Genomic DNA, 16,029 nt, shown 5'->3' on the forward strand with positions numbered 1-16,029 from the left:
AATGCACCTAATTTTCCAATTCTCCTAATCTTTTAACCCTTTTGAGTGAATCCGGGTGGGTGGAGAGCAATTCCATGATTCCGTTTTTCTTTGAGATTTTTACGCCTGATGTTACAAGCCTTCTCAATTCATCATCGGAAATTTTTCCGTCACCGTCAAAGTCAATTTGCCTGAAATCGGTGATGTCGTTTCTTGCATTGTTAACATCATTTACAAAGAATGCCCTGTTAGTGTTCAGTTCTGCAATTGTTTCCTTATCGCATCTTGCAGCGCCGTAGGACAATTTATAAAGGGCGGAAACTAAAGCAGCCGGACGATTTCCAAATTCGACGCTAGCCTCATCGGCATAGTATTCGCGGGTTCTTGAGATGAACAATACCAGCAATTGTCCTATTAAGTAGAATACATAACCTAATATGCCAATTATAATGCCTCCGCCATTTCTGCTGTCTCCTGAAAACATGAATGACAGTGCAATGTAATAACAAATCATTGGAATAACGCTTACGGCGGCTGTAACAGCCATGTCATTATGCTTGATATGTCCCATTTCATGACCTAACACTGCTCTTAGTTCATCACGGTCAAGCAATCCGAGAATTGGACGGGTAATTGCTATATGCCCGCTTCTGCTTGATCTTCCATATGCAAATGCATTAGGAATATTGATTTCGGACAAACCTACTTCAGGTTTAGGAACCCCTGCCGCATCAGCCAATTCCTGAACCATCTGATGGATGTGCGGAGCTTCCGCTTCTGACAGCGGCCTTACGTTCATTGAACGTTTGACAAGGGATGGTCCGAACCAATACTGTAAAAATACCATGACTAGGCTAACGCCCATGTATAACATCCAACTTGTTACTCCCAAATACCATCCTACAAGCATTACAAGGAAATAAACGATTGTAAACATTATGATAGTTGTAAGAATCATTCTTAACCTGAGTTTCCATGTGCCTCTCATTTTTAACACCTTAATTTTTTTGAAATATTACTTTTCAAATGCTCGCTTTAATTATATATTAGTTAGATTTTATATATTTAAAAAGTTAAGCAAAAAATAATTTAACAACATAGTACATAAATTTAACTATAAAAAAATGGTGATTAAATGAGCGGACCATGGGTAGAAAAATATAGACCACAAAAATTAGAAGACATCGTAGGACAAAAGCAAATCGTGACAAGACTTGAAAAATATGTGGGCGAACAGAGCATGCCTAATTTAATGTTTACTGGTCCTGCAGGTGTCGGTAAAACAACCACAGCTTTAGCACTGGTAAAATCCATTCTTGGAGAATACTGGAGACAAAACTTTTTAGAATTGAATGCTTCTGACGCAAGGGGAATTGACACAGTAAGAGACCGTATTAAAAATTTCTGCAGATTAAAACCTGTTGGCGCACCATTCAGAATAATCTTTTTGGACGAAGTAGACAACATGACAAAAGATGCACAGCACGCTCTTCGTCGTGAAATGGAAATGTATACCAAAACCGCTTCATTTATACTTTCATGCAACTATTCATCAAAGATTATAGATCCTATCCAATCAAGATGTGCAATATTTAGATTCGCTCCGCTGAAAGGGGAAGAAATCAAGGAACGTCTACAGTTCATTTGTGAAAACGAAGGCTTTGAAGCAGACGACAAAGGCCTTGAAACCATTGTCTATTTTGCTGAAGGGGACATGAGAAAGGCCGTGAATGTATTGCAGGCCGCAGCTTCAGAAGGAGAGACAATAACAGAGGAATCCATTTATGAGGTTATATCAAAGGCTAAACCTCAGGATATTGGCAACATGATAAACAAGGCGTTGATGGGTGATTTCATGGGTGCCCGCAACATTTTGAGAGAAACCATGGTCTTGCAGGGAACCAGCGGTGAAGATATGGTAACCCAGATTTATCAGGACGTTTCAAAAAGAGTTATTGATGGAAAAATGGATGCCAGCATCTACATGGATTTGATTGAAGCAATAGCAGAGTGTGATTTTAGAATAAGAGAAGGGGCTAATCCAAGAATACAGCTTGAAGCTCTATTAACTCAATTCTTATAAGGTATTGAAATGTTATGGACTGACAAATACCGACCACAGGAACTGTCAGAAGTGGTGGGTAATAAAAAAGAGATTAAGATAATCACAGATTGGGTTGGTGAGTGGAAAAAAGGAAATCCGCAAATACCTCTGCTTTTAGTTGGACCGCCGGGTATCGGAAAAACAACATTAGCTCAAATCATAGCCAAGGAATTCTCAGAATACATTGAATTGAACGCCAGTGACAAACGTTCACAGGATGTGATTAAAAATACAATCGGCGAATCCTCATCTTCCAGATCCCTTTTTGGCGATGAATACAAACTAATCATCCTTGATGAGGTAGACGGAATTCATGGAACCAATGACCGTGGTGGTGTAAAGGCAATCGGAGAGATAATCAAAACTTCACACCATCCGATGATTCTAATAGCCAATGACTTTTATTCAAAACGATTGCAATCCATTAAACCTAAATGCCAAGTAATCAAAATGAAGAAATCAAGGTGGAATTCCATATCAGCGCTGCTGAGAAAAATCGCTATAGAAGAAGGTGTTGATGCAAATCCCCAGGCTTTAAAAGAAATAGCCGTTAAATCGCAGGGAGATGTGCGTTCAGCCATCAACACTCTACAAGCACTTTCTGATAAGGACACAGCACTAGAAGTGAAAGACCTTGAAGATATGAAAATTAAAGACACCCGTTCAGATATCTTTAATGCAATTACAGGAGTTTTGAAAAGCAAAACCCCTGCCCATGTTAAAGAGGCATTATGGGTTGAAGAAGACCCTACACTCGTCATGGAATACATTGCAGAAAACATCCCAAGGGAGTACAAGAAAAAGGATGAAATCAAAAAGGCATATGACTACATATCAAAAGCCGATTTATTCTTTGGAAGAACCCAAAGAAGTAGAAACTACGGCTACTGGAAATACGCTACAGATTTCATGGGTATCGGAGTAAGCAACTCCAAACATGAAACATATAAAAAATTCACAAAAATCCAAACCCCAACAATATTTACCTTAATGAGTCGTAACAGAGGAAAAAGAAACTTGAGGGACGACATCGCCGAAAAAATGTTCGATAAGATGCATATATCCCGTAGAGTGGCAGTTTCAATGTTTCCATACCTTGAAATAATGTTTCAAAATGACGAACTTGCCTGGGAAATATCCGATTTTCTAGAACTTGAAGAAAATGAAATCAAACGGTTCCGGAAAAAGAAAATCCCAAAAAAAGTTGTAGACAAAATGGAAAAGCAAAAGGCTCAAATGAGAGTTGAAGAACGTGACAAACGTGCTGAAGAGCTTAAAAACCAGATGATGAATGTGATTCCGGAAGCTGAAGAACCGGCAGAAGAAGAATTGCCGTTTGAAATTCCGGGAGTTGAAACTAGACGTGAGGATATTGTCGAAGAACCGGAAATAGTTGAAGAAGAGCCTCCTAAAGAAGAAAAAAATGAAAAAAAGAAAACTGATAAGCAAGTTTCCCTATTCAGTTTCTAGTTTATTTTTTAAAAATTCAGAAGCGCTCACAACATTATCCCTATACTGTGGAGCAACCTCATCCAAAAATTCGGAAAATGAATTGGCCAATTCATTTTCATTTTCATTTTTTATTAATTCCTGACCGTCCATTTCCAAAAAGGAATTGATCCAGTCAAGCGATACATTTGCCAAAGGATAAATTTCCTTGTCATTTTTTGTGTAATTCAGACCTTCACCCTTAAAGATGCCTTCGAAGATATTATTAACCTGGTCATCTAGAATTAAAGGATTGACGATTAAATCATAATCCCCCTCATAAACCAGTTTCACACCGTATTTGCGAGTATATGGCTCCATAAGCAAATCAACAATGTAATTGTCTTTTGGCATCAATATTGCAGAATTGGGTTCGATTTCCAAGGCCAAATGTTTTGAAGACTTTGAGCATATTTTCTGGAATAATTTGCTTCTTACAACTTCAATTTCAGGATATTGCTTTTTAAAGGTAGCCTCCCTTGTTCTTGAAAACTTTGAAAACCTTAAATTGTTGATGTAAATCTTTTCTGGAGTGTAGGATATAAAACGAGTGTCAACTCCAATAATCTTCAAATATTTGAGCACATCCTTTTTGGATGAACCGAACTCATCATCTTCAGACTTTAAACCTGAAACATCAAAAATTAAATCCATATTATCATTTCAAATCGATTGTTTTTCTCAAGGCTTCTTCCATTACGTCTACGGGAGCTTCCCTTCCTGTCCAGATTTTAAAGCTTTCAGCTCCCTGGTATAGCAGCATCTTAATTCCATATACAGGTTTTGCATTAGCTTTGATGGCCTCTTTTAAAAGTACAGTTTCATTTGGATTGTAAACAGCATCAAATACAACCAAATCGTCATGCATATTGCCGGCTGATGCGATAGGCTTATCGTTTATGTTTGGATGCATTCCAACAGGGGTTGTGTTGATTAAAATATCTCCGTGATTTAAATAAGATGTTATTTCAGAAATCGAATCGGCTTTGACATCACTGATCAAATCAGAATTTAACACATCCTCAGCCAATTTTTGGGCTTTTTCAACATTCCTGTTTAATATTGTTAAGGATTTTGCACCATATTTTGCAATGTAAAATGATATTGCTCTTGAAGCTCCACCAGCTCCGGCAACAACAACATTCTTATCTTTAATTGATGTGACTTCTTCAATAGCCCTAACTGCACCGATTCCATCGGTATTGTAACCTTTCATGTCCTTGAAATCGATTGTATTGACGGCTCCGATTAAACCGGCCACTTCATCAATATCATCCAAATATTCCATAACATCAATCTTGTGTGGAATTGTAACGTTCAAGCCTCTGATGCCCAATGATTCGGCGCCCTCGATTGCGGATTTTAAGTTTTGAGGTTCAACATCGAATGCAACATAGGCATAATCCAGGTTTAACTGCTTAAATGCCGCATTATGCATTGGCGGTGAAAAGCTATGCTCAACAGGATGGCCTATTAAACCTACAATATTCGTACTGCCTTTAATATTCATATATTATTTAATAGATTAACAAAGATTATATAACTTTGTACATACATAGTTAAACTATAATATATCGCATACAAGGAGAGTAAAAATGGAATTTACAAGACCACGAGGTACAAGAGATTTTTTATTTGATGAAATGAGGCAAAGAAAGCAAGCCGAAAGTACCTTAAGAAAAGTATTTGAAAGTTATGGTTATCAAGAGATTAAAACCCCATTATTTGAGGAATTAAGTTTATTTACAACAAAATCCGGAGAGGAAATTGTCGATCAGTTATATAATTTTAAAGACAAATCCGACAGGGAACTGACATTAAGACCTGAAATTACCGCTCCGGTTGCCAGATTATATTTAAATGAGCTTGAAAAAACCGCAGTCAAACCTATCAAGCTATATTATTACGGAAGCTGTTTTAGATATGAAAGACCTCAAAAAGGCAGATTCAGACAGTTTTGGCAATTCGGCTGTGAACTGATTGGCGCTAAAACTCCGCAGGGAGAAGCTGAAGTTATAGCCCTATGCAGCGATGCAATCCAATCATTAGGAATAACCACAGCTGATGTGAACATCAACCACCTGGGAATCATCAGAGGCCTGTTCAAACACTTTGACATCACAGATGAAACCCAAAGGGAAATCATGGTTGTAATCGATAAGGGCGATAAGGACTTATTGATTGAATCATTAAGTGGAGATTCACCGGTGATTGATAATGACGAGTTAAACCAAATATTATTGAGACTAATTGACCTTGTCGGAGACAAATCAATCATCACAGACGTTGAAGAACTTATTGCACCATATGAAGAGCCAAAAGAAGCACTGGAAGAGTTAAAGGAATTGATATCATTGTTGCAATCATTCCGGGTTGAAAATTACACTTTGAACCTCGGCGTTGCAAGGGGACTTGACTACTATACCGGAATCGTATTCGAGATTTATGTTCCGGAACTTGGAGCTCAAAAGCAGATTTGCGGCGGAGGCTCATACAGTCTCGTCAAGGTATTCGGAGGCCAGGAAGTCGAATCCACAGGATTTGCTCTTGGTTTTGACAGGCTGATGAACGCTATTGAAGAGCTGACCGAACAGGAAGAACTGCCTTCACACCTCGACGTATATGTGGCTCCAATCACAAAGGATGTTCGCGCAAAAGCATTTGAGATAACCCAATTGCTTAGAAAAAACGGCATCAAGACCGATGTTGATTTGAACGGTAAGAAATTCAAAAAATTGATGAATTATGCCGATAAAATCAAAGTTGAAAAAATCATCATTGTCGGTGCCAATGACCTTGCAGAAGGAAAAGTTACCGTTAGAGACATGCTCAGCGGCGAACAGGAACTGATTGAAATTGATAATCTCATAACATATTTAAAAGAGGAATAGAAATGAACATAAACTTCAGGCATGAAATCAACGGCGTTAAGGTCATCACTGCAGTTGCGCAGGATATTGAAACAAATGAAATACTGATGTTGGCCAACATGAATAAGGAAGCATTGATTAAAACCATTGAAACAGGCAAGGCCCATTACTGGAGCACATCACGAAACCAGTTGTGGCTTAAGGGCGAATCCTCAGGCCATTTTCAGGAAGTTCATGAAATCCTTGTGGATTGCGATATGGATGCAATTGTTTTAAAAATCTTCCAAACCGGTGCGGCATGCCATGAAGGTTATAAATCCTGCTTTTTTAGAAAGCTGAACACCGAAAACAGGATCGACATTGATGATATGAAAGAAGAAGATACTGAAATTATCTTAAAAAGACTTGTAAACCCGGAAGATGTGTATTGAAATGAAATGTATAATACCAGACACAAGCGCCGTTATCATAGGTGCAATATCAGACCTCATTGAAAAGGAGGATTTGGATTATCCTGAAATTGTTGTGCCCGAAGCGGTGGTTTGTGAACTTGAACACCAGGCAAACGCCAACAGGTCTGAAGGAAGAAAAGGTTTAAAGGAACTTCAGAAACTGCAGGATTTGCAGGATGAAGGCGAACTTGCAATCACCTTTAAAGGAAAAAGGCCAACCAACTATGACATAAAGTATGCTAAAAGCGGCGAAATAGACAGCATCATTAGGGATATTGCCAGAAGCGAGATGGGAACACTTGTTACCAACGATAAAGTGCAGGCCGAGGTTGCGAAATCACAGGGAATACCCGTATATTTTTATGAACAGAAAATTGAAGAAACCCCACTTTCAATCGAAAAATACTTTGATGACGATACAATGTCCGTCCATTTAAAGGAAAATGTAGTTCCGATGGCGAAAAAAGGAACCCCCGGACACATTGATTTTATCATATTAAACGAAAAACGTTATAATTACAGGGAACTTCAGGAAATTGTTGATGAAATCCTCGACAAGGCAAAGAATGACCCTAAAACTTACTTGGAAAGCGAGAAGAAAGGGTCATATGTTGTTCAATCAAGAGAATACAGGATTTCAATAGCTTACCCGCCATTTTCTGAAGGTTTGGAGATTACAGCCGTAAGGCCCGTTGCAAACATCGATTTGGATGAATATCATTTGTCTGACAAATTGCTCGAAAGAATCAGGACAAATGCCGAAGGAATTCTAATATCCGGTTCTCCGGGAGCAGGTAAATCAACATTCGTACAGGCAATAGGCAAATATTACGCATCAAAATTAAATAAGGTTGTAAAGACAATGGAATCGCCACGTGATTTGCAGCTGCCTGATGAAATAACACAGTACGCTCCTTTGGAAGGAAGCATGGAAAATACCGCTGATGTGCTGTTGCTTGTAAGGCCTGATTATACCATCTATGATGAATTGCGTAAAAACACTGATTTCAACATCTTTGCGGATATGAGGCTTGCCGGCGTTGGTATGATTGGAGTTGTCCATGCAACACGCCCGATTGATGCAATCCAAAGAATCGCTTCAAGAGTTGAGCTTGGTGTAATTCCATCGATTGTTGATACAAGCATTTACATTGAAGACGGGAAAGTTACAAGCGTCTATGAGACCAAAATGACTGTTAAAGTTCCAACAGGTATGAAAGAGGCGGACCTCGCAAGGCCTGTTATTGAAGTGAGAGACTTTGAAACCGGTGAGCTTAAAAATGAGATTTATACCTACGGAGAGCAGACCATCGTGATGGACATAGATCTTGTCAACGGAACCGGCAGCGAAGCGAATTACAAATCATCAGTGGATAAGATCGCTGAAAAGGAAATCTTGAGGAAAGTCAAAAAGATTCTGCCGAAAAAAGCAAAAGTTGATGTTGAAGTGATTTCACCTGAAAGGGCCAACATATACATCCCCGAAGAGTTCATCCCAAAAATCATCGGAAAAAACGGGAAAAGAATTGCTGAAATTGAAGAAATCATTGGAATAAGTTTAGGCGTAGAGGTAATTGAATCAAAACCTATAAACAAGGCTCCTTTCGAAGTTGATATCCTGCATACCAGAAAACAGTTGATCTTGGAGCTCGGACGTGAGAATGGCCGTAAAAACTTTGACATTCAAATAGACGGAGAGTATTTATTGACCGCAACAACATCTAAAAAAGGAGAAATCAAAATCAAAAGAGGAATAGAGCTATCCGATATCATCATTGAAGCTATCGAGATGGGATTGGAGATTACTGCTATTCAAAAAATGTGATAACATGAAAATTGGAGCATCAACACTGGCCGGCATAACAGATAGATTGGAAGATAATCTCGAATTCATTGAAAATTTAGGTTTGGACTATGCTGAAATTGTCCATCAATTCCCTCACGAAGAGGTGGACACTGATAGTTTGCAAAGTTATGATTTAAAATATTCAGTTCATTCCCCTTTTATGGACGTTAACATTGCGGCAGTTCAAAAGAAAAGTAGAATCAACTCAATAAACCAAATAAAAGAATCTATTGATTTGGCAAATGAAATAAATGCCGAAGCCGTGGTCGTACATCCCGGCCTTGCACCATTTTTAGCGAACAAATACTTTTTGAACAGAGTTTATGAGTTTGCTAATGAATCAATAAAAGAGCTAGGAGAGTATGGCGACGATTTAGGTGTTTTGACAACCATTGAAAACATGCCTACATTTGACGGCATGATTTATCAGAATTTGAATGATTTGAATGAACTGCTCGTTTCACTGGACATGTCCATGACCCTGGACATCGGCCATGCCAACCATGCGGGATATGCTCCGGACGGAATGATTTTTGATTCAATTAAACACATACATATGCATGATAATTTTGGTGATGATGATGCTCACCTTGCATTTGGTGAAGGCTCTATTGATTTAAAATCTATTGTCAATAAATTAGAAGAAAAAAATTATGATGGCATCTACATCATTGAAGTAAATGACCATGATTCTATCAAAAAAAGTTATGAGTACATTAAAAGGAACTTCTAAAGAAGTTTCTTTTCTTTTATTTCCCTTTCAAAATAAAGGTATTTGGAATCAATCACTTTCCTAATATCCTTAGCTGTTTTTTTACCGATTCCTTCAACTTCCTGCAGGTCACTTTCTGAAGCATTAAGAACATTTGACACAGACCCAAAGTGCTTTAACAGATTTTTGGCATTGACCGGACCTATATTAGGTAATGATTCTACAATGAACAATTGCTGCTCCAAAAGGCTGACCGGTTTTTTGTCTGTTCTGATTTGAATAGGAGTCCTTTCACCATTTTGTTCTCTAATAGCAATTCTCTTAATCATTGCAGCAGTATCCTGAGCATTTCTTGTAGGCAAAATGCTGATTCCAAAATCAATTGCAATGGAAGCCATTGTTCCGCGAATTGCATTTGGATTAATGAAACCTGTGTATAAATCCTCACCTTCCAAAATCAATATAGGATGTTTGAATTCTTCAGACAATTCCTTTGCCTGCTTGAATAATCTTTTATCAACGATTGAGTCAACAAAGTCCTTCGCGGTTTTTCTCTCAATAGCCACTTCATCGCTTACCTGATAATCAGCGACGGCCATTGAACGAACTTTAACGTCAATCTCCATTTCGGTTAAATGTCTAATTACTTTGGAATTGCCTTCTCTTGAGTCCGCATAAACAACAGGAAAATCATTTTCCTCCTTAGGCTTATCAATCACCTTAACATTGCGCTGGTTATCCATCCTTTCAACTGCTGAAGCATTCAATTCCTCCAATACCTCAGGGTCGATTAACTGATTTTTCATACGGTCCTCTTTTCTGATGCTTGACCAGTAATAACCTTCATCACGGGTGCCTTCAGTAATCAACACTTTTACACGTCCTGTTCTTTTACGGCCAGTCCTTCCCCTTCTTTGAATCATTCTGACCTCAGACGGCACCGGTTCATATAATACCACCAAATCAACTGCAGGAATATCTATACCCTCTTCTGCAACACTTGTTGAAAGCAAAACATCATATTCACCCATTCTAAATGATTTTATAATAGCTTTCTGTTCTTTTTGGGTTAATCCTTTTTCCCCATCCTTAGTTGCCTGACCAAAGAACTTTGCAGATTTTATTCCTTCTTTTTCAAGTTTTTGATGAATCATTTCGAGAGTATCACGATATTGTGTAAATACTATAATCTTTGAAGATGACTCATCGCTTTTATCTTCAAAACGGGAAGTGGTGAGTTTGGTTTGGCCGTTGTCCCCCAATTCCTTTTTAAGAATTTTGGTTATTTCACGCAGTTTCGGATGTTCCCAACCATGTTTTTCAGCATCCCTTGCCATTTTAACAGCTCGACCGAAATTATCATCCCACATTAACGATTTGGCTGCCTTGGTTTGTTTTTTGCGTAATCTGCCAACATATTTATTGAAGGTCTGAACCCCCTGGGTTTCTATCAGTTCCTGAGCATGCTGAACATTTATGACCGCACTTAAAATAGACATTGCCTGGAACAGGTTCTTATCAGGATTTGCGGAACGTGCAATTTCGCCTTGAACTCTGCTTCTGGCTTTTAAAATATCCACCTTATTAACTGCAACTGTTTTTATGATGCCCATATTCTTTAAAGCCTTTAGCCTTACTTTTAATGCTTTATCAACATTTTCCTTGATTTTTGCAAGTTCTCCGCTCATTTTAATTTTAACCCATTCTATTTCAACAGGGTTGAAGTATGGCTTTACATCGGCGTCATCTTCAGTTTTGACTACGATATTTTGAATGTAGAGGTTTTCGCATACTTCTTTGATTTTATATTTATCGGAGCCCGGTGAAGCGGTTAATCCTAAAATGAGATTAAAACTTGATTCCTGAACATATCTTGATGCCAGATATACATAGGAATAAGATCCAACACCATGATGGCATTCGTCAAAAACAATCAATGAAACATTGCTCAAGTCATATCTTCCATTTAATAAGTCGGATTCTATGGTTTGCGGAGTTGCGCTGATGATTCGGGATTCCTCCCATCTTTTTACCCTTTCATCGGTTTTAATGGCGCCTGTCAGTGATGAACACGGCAAAGTGATAAACTCCTTAAAACTTTCCTCGTGTTGGATGGCCAATGGTTTGGATGGTGCTAGAACCAGAACTTTTGAGTTTTTTACTTTATTTAATCTGTCTGCAGCTACAAGAATCGCTACGATTGTCTTACCCAGTGCGGTTGGTGCAACAACCATAGTATTTCCTTTTTTTAAAACATCTCCGGCAAGAATCTGTTGATATAATCTAGATTCGATTGCATCTTTTTTTAATAAAGGATGATTAATGTAACTTGTCATGATATCATATTAATTAATACTCTTATTAATATATTAAGAGAGAGCATTTGAAAAGTAATCCTAATATCATAATTCAAATACGACAGATTTGAATTTGGTGGCGGCTTCACCAAGAGCGATTACCATTTCACAATCAAGATTTAAAGCCTTGATTAAACCGTCGCGAACCTCCTCTTCTGAAGCGCCCAATGTTCCTGTTTTTACAAAATCATCGATATGGTTTAAAAATATCCTGTCATTCAATTTAGGGTTTTCCCTTAATTTTTCAACGGCTATCTTTTGTGAAGCGACAGATGCGGGCACTATGAATTTGGAGAATTTTAAGACACTGTTGAAAATATCCAAGTCTCCAACATAACCTGATTCGGATGAAACTGTTATGACAGTTGTGAATTCGCCGAACAGCTTTTTGAATTCTTTAAGCACTGTTTCCACACCGGCGGGGTTGTGGGCATAATCAACATAAATATCCTTGCCCTTTACCTTACCCACTTCCTCCATTCTTCCGCTGACACCATTGAAATCAGCGATGCTCGGTAAGATCTTATCATATGGGAGGCCTAAGAATTCATGCGCGGCAATTATGACTCCAGTAACATTATAAACATTATGAAGGCCGTCAATGCCCATCTTTACTGTTAACTTATCAGTCGGAGTAAACAAGTCGAAAGTGCGGTTAGCCAAATCAACATTGGATGCAATATAGTCTACCTGAGGAGTTGTTATGCCGCATTTGCAGAAGTAATATCCGCAGCCTGATATGATTTCCTTTACGGCAATTTCGCGTCCGCAAACACATTCCTTCATGCTGATTGAATCCGGAAGCTCATCAACACCGAATGTTATGACTTCCCCTTTGAAATCCAATTCCCTTAAAAGGCCTATGATTGTAGGGTCATTGGCATTGACTATTAATTGTCCGGAACCTATTTCCTTTATGAATTCCGCTTTGACATTTGCATAATCCATAAAGCTTCCAAGATCATTTAGATGGTCAGGTGTGATGTTTGTAATCAAACCTGCGGCCATATCCGTATTCTTGACAATCCTTCCTACTGTTCCCGGAACACCAAAGGTCCCAACCTCCAATATTCCGACATCCCCATCCAATCTTGACTGTAAAATAGGAATGAATTCGGCATTACCCTGCATTCCTTCCAAATCATGCTCACATGGTTTTATTCCATTGTCATATGCAATTTTTTTAAGTAAGGTGGTTGAGGTTGTTTTGCCGTTGGTACCTGTTATTCCGAACACCGGCTTTTCAGGTTTAATCATGTCAATAATATCATATACGTCCAAAATCGGTTTATCACAATTTTTAAGAATTTCAGAATCTTTTGATAGACTTAAAGGTGGAATAACATAATCAACCTTATTAAAGAATGATTCGGGAGTTTTTCCATAAAAAACTTCAATATCATAACCTTCAAGGGATTTTGCGAACCTGCAATCTTTTTTAAAGGACAAGTCTGTGCCTATGACATTATATCCTCTCTGTTTAAGTACTCTTGCTATCAAATTACCGTTTGCTCCGCAAACTCCTATAACACCAAAGGTTTTATTCTTATTCATACTTTTTACTTCCTATTTCAAGTCCTTTCATGATTTTATCAACGGTCGTTAGCCTGTCATATGCTATAAGCGGACCCATGTGCAGAATGATGTCTCCCGGCTCTGAGTACCTGAATGTCTCTTCAGCGGCAATCTGAATGTTTTCAACCGCCACCTTTTTAATATTCGGATTTGTAATCGCATCAAGTATCTCCTGAGCGGCCTGCATTTCCACTTCCTGAGTCACTTCATTGAATCCGCTTGCAATTACGCATTTAAGGTCATAATTGCTAACCAGTTCGCCGACTTCCGCCTTATCCCTAACTGATAATGTATCAAAATGATCAAGGAACAATACCACGCTTTCATCCTTGAAGTAATCCAGAGTGATTTTCATTCCATCATATAAAAATGCTGAATCCAGAATTACCTTTCTTCCATTATATTCCCCCACATCATCCATGTGTGCAGGCAATCCTTTAAATACAGTTAATGCATCAATAATGTCTTCTTTTTTAACTCCATATGTGAGGGCGGCGGCTGAAGCCGCAACTGAGTTTTCAAAGAAATAGCTCATCATGTAAAAGGGAGTTGTAAAAGAACCGTCTTCATATTCTATTGTCAATGACTTATCACCAACAGTGCCTTTGAAATCAACATCCTCATCAAGTGCGTAGTAAATTGCATCATCCCTTATCGGATTTATCAAATCAAAACATGAATAGTTTGCAATGAACGTTTCGCTTATCGATTCCAAAATAAGCTTACGCTGCTGGTATAACTCGAGTGAGCCTCCAAATTCTGAAAGATGGTCTTCTGCAATATTTGTTAAAAGACCTATTTTAACGTTTAGTTTATTCAAAAGACCTATTGTGCCGTGAGGCAGTTCAAAAATAGCAATATCGCAGCCCTGTGCCTTGCCTTTAACAATTCCATCGATAATGGCTTCGGAAACCAAGTTATTGACTAAGGATGAACAGGACCAAACATTGTATCCTGCCTGTTTGAACAAGCTTGTTGTGATGAAAGTTGTTGTGGTCTTGCCCATGGTTCCGGTTATTCCTATTATATCAACCGGAATCAAGTTATTGACGATTTTAGAGAATTCCTCATTGGTTAGAACCTTCAAATCTGAATTTTTTATCTTTTGAGCGATTGGAGCGGATTCCGGTAAAGTAGGTGGCATGTATGCCGCTTCAAATCCATCGACTGATGGATCCTTATTGGCCATGTCTAATTTCACGCCTTCCTTTTCCATTTCAATTAAACTTCTTTGGAATTCAATTTTGAATTCAGAAATATCTTTTAAATCTGTTATTACAACATCATGTCCCAAATAATTGAGCAATCTTGCAACAGGCCTACTTGCGTTTCCTGCACCAACAACTAAATAATTCATAAAAAAGTTTCCTTATAATTTCTACTATAAGTTATAGATTTTATTAAATTTAAAGTTTAACAAAACGATTGAAAAATATTTAAAAAAAAGAATTTGAAACCCTATTCAAATTGAATAAGATTTTCAACATCATTATAAACAACATCAAGTCCGCACATTGACGGAACATAGTTTGCTGCCTTTGCTGAATTTACACCGATGACCTCAAAGCCCATCTCTTCGATTGGCGCTACAACCATACAGGTGTCGCATACGACGTTTCCGCCTGCAGCTTCAATTGTTTGAGTGTATCCCATTCTGTCAGCTGTTGCCTTAACGCTGACGGATGTGCAAATCCATAATTTGTTTTTAATGCTTTTGCCTTCAACAATGCTTGCCACCTGTTTAATCTCTTCAAGTGACGCATGAGGACATCCCAGACAAATCAAATCCGGAGTTTTATCTGTGGTTGATAATTTTTGGCGGGTTTGTGAAATTTCCTTATCGGAAATGAACATTATATCCTCAATTTCATCTTCAGAGTTTATGTTGAATTCCGGAGTCACGCCCTCAATATGGTAAAGCGCAACGGAACCTGAAGATGCAAGAGCCGCACCCAAGGTTTTCAAATCGTTGTTGTTCGGAACATTTTGCAATTTGAAATAAGGTATTCCTCCGCCGACAACCTTGCCTATTATGTAACCCAATGCACCGAAATCCGCACCCTTCAATTCTGTAGAGACATTGACTAACAAATTGGCCTTTCTGTTTTCATCCAAATGGAATCCGTAAAGAGGAGTTTTACCGACGATTGCCGCTGCAAGAGCCGCAGGTCCTCCTTCACGATTGGTTCGGGCGCCGATGACTGAATTGACATAAGCTACAGCAGATGACTCGGACCATGAAACGTGATCCCTGAATCTTGGAACATTACCCACAAGATATGGAGTGCATGTGCATGTCTTGGAAATGCCCAGATTTGCATAAGCGTCTACAATCTGATTTTGCTTGATTGCAAAATCGTGGGGAAAACCTAATTTTTCCCAGTTATCCAAATCTGTTCCCGGCGGATTGAGTGAAGCGTTTATTGTGGCTTTACCTGAACCGTCGCGGGCCAAGTCTTCAAGATATTCCAAACCCGCATCCCCTATTGTTTTATAGGAAACGCCGGATACCTGAGCGGAAGTGATGTCAACCAGTTTAGAAGCGCCATAGATATCTCCTAAAGCCACTAGGATATTCATACTTTTTCTGATGGTTTCTCCATACTCCCCATCACACATTTCTTGTTCTTTTTTTGTCAAAAACAT

Annotated in this window: 13 protein-coding genes; 6 read left to right on the forward strand and 7 right to left on the reverse strand. The window is 38.5% G+C overall.

Going from position 1 to position 16,029, the window contains the following annotated elements; translation table 11 throughout:
• Positions 1 to 7 precede the first annotated feature (7 nt).
• Entirely contained in the window at positions 8 to 967 is a 960-nt protein-coding gene (locus tag IJF99_RS06020) for a zinc metalloprotease HtpX (protein WP_292793088.1), read from the reverse strand.
• A 147-nt stretch (positions 968 to 1,114) separates the two neighbouring features.
• On the opposite strand from IJF99_RS06020, the gene IJF99_RS06025 reads away from it, so the two are divergent.
• Positions 1,115 to 2,062 (forward strand): replication factor C small subunit, encoded by a 948-nt coding sequence (locus IJF99_RS06025; protein ID WP_292793090.1) that lies wholly within the window; start codon positions 1,115 to 1,117, stop codon positions 2,060 to 2,062.
• A 9-nt stretch (positions 2,063 to 2,071) separates the two neighbouring features.
• Positions 2,072 to 3,553: a replication factor C large subunit gene (locus IJF99_RS06030; RefSeq protein WP_292793092.1), complete on the forward strand. Its 1,482-nt coding sequence runs from the start codon at positions 2,072 to 2,074 to the stop codon at positions 3,551 to 3,553.
• Here the strand turns inward: IJF99_RS06030 and IJF99_RS06035 are convergent.
• Positions 3,539 to 4,225 (reverse strand): ATPase, encoded by a 687-nt coding sequence (locus tag IJF99_RS06035; protein ID WP_292793094.1) that lies wholly within the window; start codon positions 4,223 to 4,225, stop codon positions 3,539 to 3,541. The genes IJF99_RS06030 and IJF99_RS06035 overlap by 15 nt on opposite strands.
• A gap of 4 nt (positions 4,226 to 4,229) precedes the next feature.
• On the reverse strand, positions 4,230 to 5,081 hold the full coding sequence (gene aroE, locus IJF99_RS06040; RefSeq protein ID WP_292793096.1) for a shikimate dehydrogenase: 852 nt from the start codon (positions 5,079 to 5,081) through the stop codon (positions 4,230 to 4,232).
• An 85-nt stretch (positions 5,082 to 5,166) separates the two neighbouring features.
• On the opposite strand from aroE, the gene hisS reads away from it, so the two are divergent.
• From hisS to IJF99_RS06060, 4 genes are read left to right on the forward strand one after another with little or no spacing between them, the layout of a single operon-like run.
• Complete coding sequence (gene hisS / locus IJF99_RS06045; RefSeq protein ID WP_292793098.1) at positions 5,167 to 6,462, forward strand: histidine--tRNA ligase; 1,296 nt, start codon at positions 5,167 to 5,169, stop codon at positions 6,460 to 6,462.
• A 2-nt stretch (positions 6,463 to 6,464) separates the two neighbouring features.
• Positions 6,465 to 6,872 (forward strand): phosphoribosyl-AMP cyclohydrolase, encoded by a 408-nt coding sequence (gene hisI / locus IJF99_RS06050; RefSeq protein WP_292793100.1) that lies wholly within the window; start codon positions 6,465 to 6,467, stop codon positions 6,870 to 6,872.
• Between the two features lies 1 nt (position 6,873).
• Complete coding sequence (locus tag IJF99_RS06055) at positions 6,874 to 8,718, forward strand: PINc/VapC family ATPase (RefSeq protein ID WP_292793103.1); 1,845 nt, start codon at positions 6,874 to 6,876, stop codon at positions 8,716 to 8,718.
• Between the two features lie 4 nt (positions 8,719 to 8,722).
• Positions 8,723 to 9,472: a sugar phosphate isomerase/epimerase gene (locus IJF99_RS06060; protein ID WP_292793104.1), complete on the forward strand. Its 750-nt coding sequence runs from the start codon at positions 8,723 to 8,725 to the stop codon at positions 9,470 to 9,472.
• Here IJF99_RS06060 and IJF99_RS06065 read toward each other — a convergent pair.
• The 4 genes from IJF99_RS06065 to IJF99_RS06080 all read right to left on the reverse strand — a co-directional run bounded on the left by IJF99_RS06065 (position 9,469) and on the right by IJF99_RS06080 (position 16,029).
• Complete coding sequence (locus tag IJF99_RS06065; protein WP_292793106.1) at positions 9,469 to 11,787, reverse strand: DEAD/DEAH box helicase; 2,319 nt, start codon at positions 11,785 to 11,787, stop codon at positions 9,469 to 9,471. The genes IJF99_RS06060 and IJF99_RS06065 overlap by 4 nt on opposite strands.
• A 66-nt stretch (positions 11,788 to 11,853) precedes the next feature.
• On the reverse strand, positions 11,854 to 13,362 hold the full coding sequence (locus IJF99_RS06070; protein ID WP_292793108.1) for a Mur ligase family protein: 1,509 nt from the start codon (positions 13,360 to 13,362) through the stop codon (positions 11,854 to 11,856).
• On the reverse strand, positions 13,355 to 14,740 hold the full coding sequence (locus tag IJF99_RS06075) for a Mur ligase family protein (protein ID WP_292793110.1): 1,386 nt from the start codon (positions 14,738 to 14,740) through the stop codon (positions 13,355 to 13,357). Before IJF99_RS06075 ends, IJF99_RS06070 begins: the two co-directional genes overlap by 8 nt.
• A 101-nt stretch (positions 14,741 to 14,841) precedes the next feature.
• Positions 14,842 to 16,029 (reverse strand): aconitase X catalytic domain-containing protein, encoded by a 1,188-nt coding sequence (locus tag IJF99_RS06080; RefSeq protein ID WP_292793112.1) that lies wholly within the window; start codon positions 16,027 to 16,029, stop codon positions 14,842 to 14,844.

The sequence above is a fragment of the Methanobrevibacter sp. genome, from assembly GCF_017406825.1.
Classification (GTDB): Archaea; Methanobacteriota; Methanobacteria; order Methanobacteriales; family Methanobacteriaceae; genus Methanocatella.

Coding starts and splice junctions, on each gene's coding strand:
- IJF99_RS06020 (WP_292793088.1), bottom strand. CDS start 967: ATGAGAGGCACATGGAAACTCAGGTTAAGAATGATTCTTACAACTATC.
- IJF99_RS06025 (WP_292793090.1), top strand. CDS start 1,115: ATGAGCGGACCATGGGTAGAAAAATATAGACCACAAAAATTAGAAGAC.
- IJF99_RS06030 (WP_292793092.1), top strand. CDS start 2,072: ATGTTATGGACTGACAAATACCGACCACAGGAACTGTCAGAAGTGGTG.
- IJF99_RS06035 (WP_292793094.1), bottom strand. CDS start 4,225: ATGGATTTAATTTTTGATGTTTCAGGTTTAAAGTCTGAAGATGATGAG.
- aroE (WP_292793096.1), bottom strand. CDS start 5,081: ATGAATATTAAAGGCAGTACGAATATTGTAGGTTTAATAGGCCATCCT.
- hisS (WP_292793098.1), top strand. CDS start 5,167: ATGGAATTTACAAGACCACGAGGTACAAGAGATTTTTTATTTGATGAA.
- hisI (WP_292793100.1), top strand. CDS start 6,465: ATGAACATAAACTTCAGGCATGAAATCAACGGCGTTAAGGTCATCACT.
- IJF99_RS06055 (WP_292793103.1), top strand. CDS start 6,874: ATGAAATGTATAATACCAGACACAAGCGCCGTTATCATAGGTGCAATA.
- IJF99_RS06060 (WP_292793104.1), top strand. CDS start 8,723: ATGAAAATTGGAGCATCAACACTGGCCGGCATAACAGATAGATTGGAA.
- IJF99_RS06065 (WP_292793106.1), bottom strand. CDS start 11,787: ATGACAAGTTACATTAATCATCCTTTATTAAAAAAAGATGCAATCGAA.
- IJF99_RS06070 (WP_292793108.1), bottom strand. CDS start 13,362: ATGAATAAGAATAAAACCTTTGGTGTTATAGGAGTTTGCGGAGCAAAC.
- IJF99_RS06075 (WP_292793110.1), bottom strand. CDS start 14,740: ATGAATTATTTAGTTGTTGGTGCAGGAAACGCAAGTAGGCCTGTTGCA.
- IJF99_RS06080 (WP_292793112.1), bottom strand. CDS start 16,029: ATGTTTTTGACAAAAAAAGAACAAGAAATGTGTGATGGGGAGTATGGA.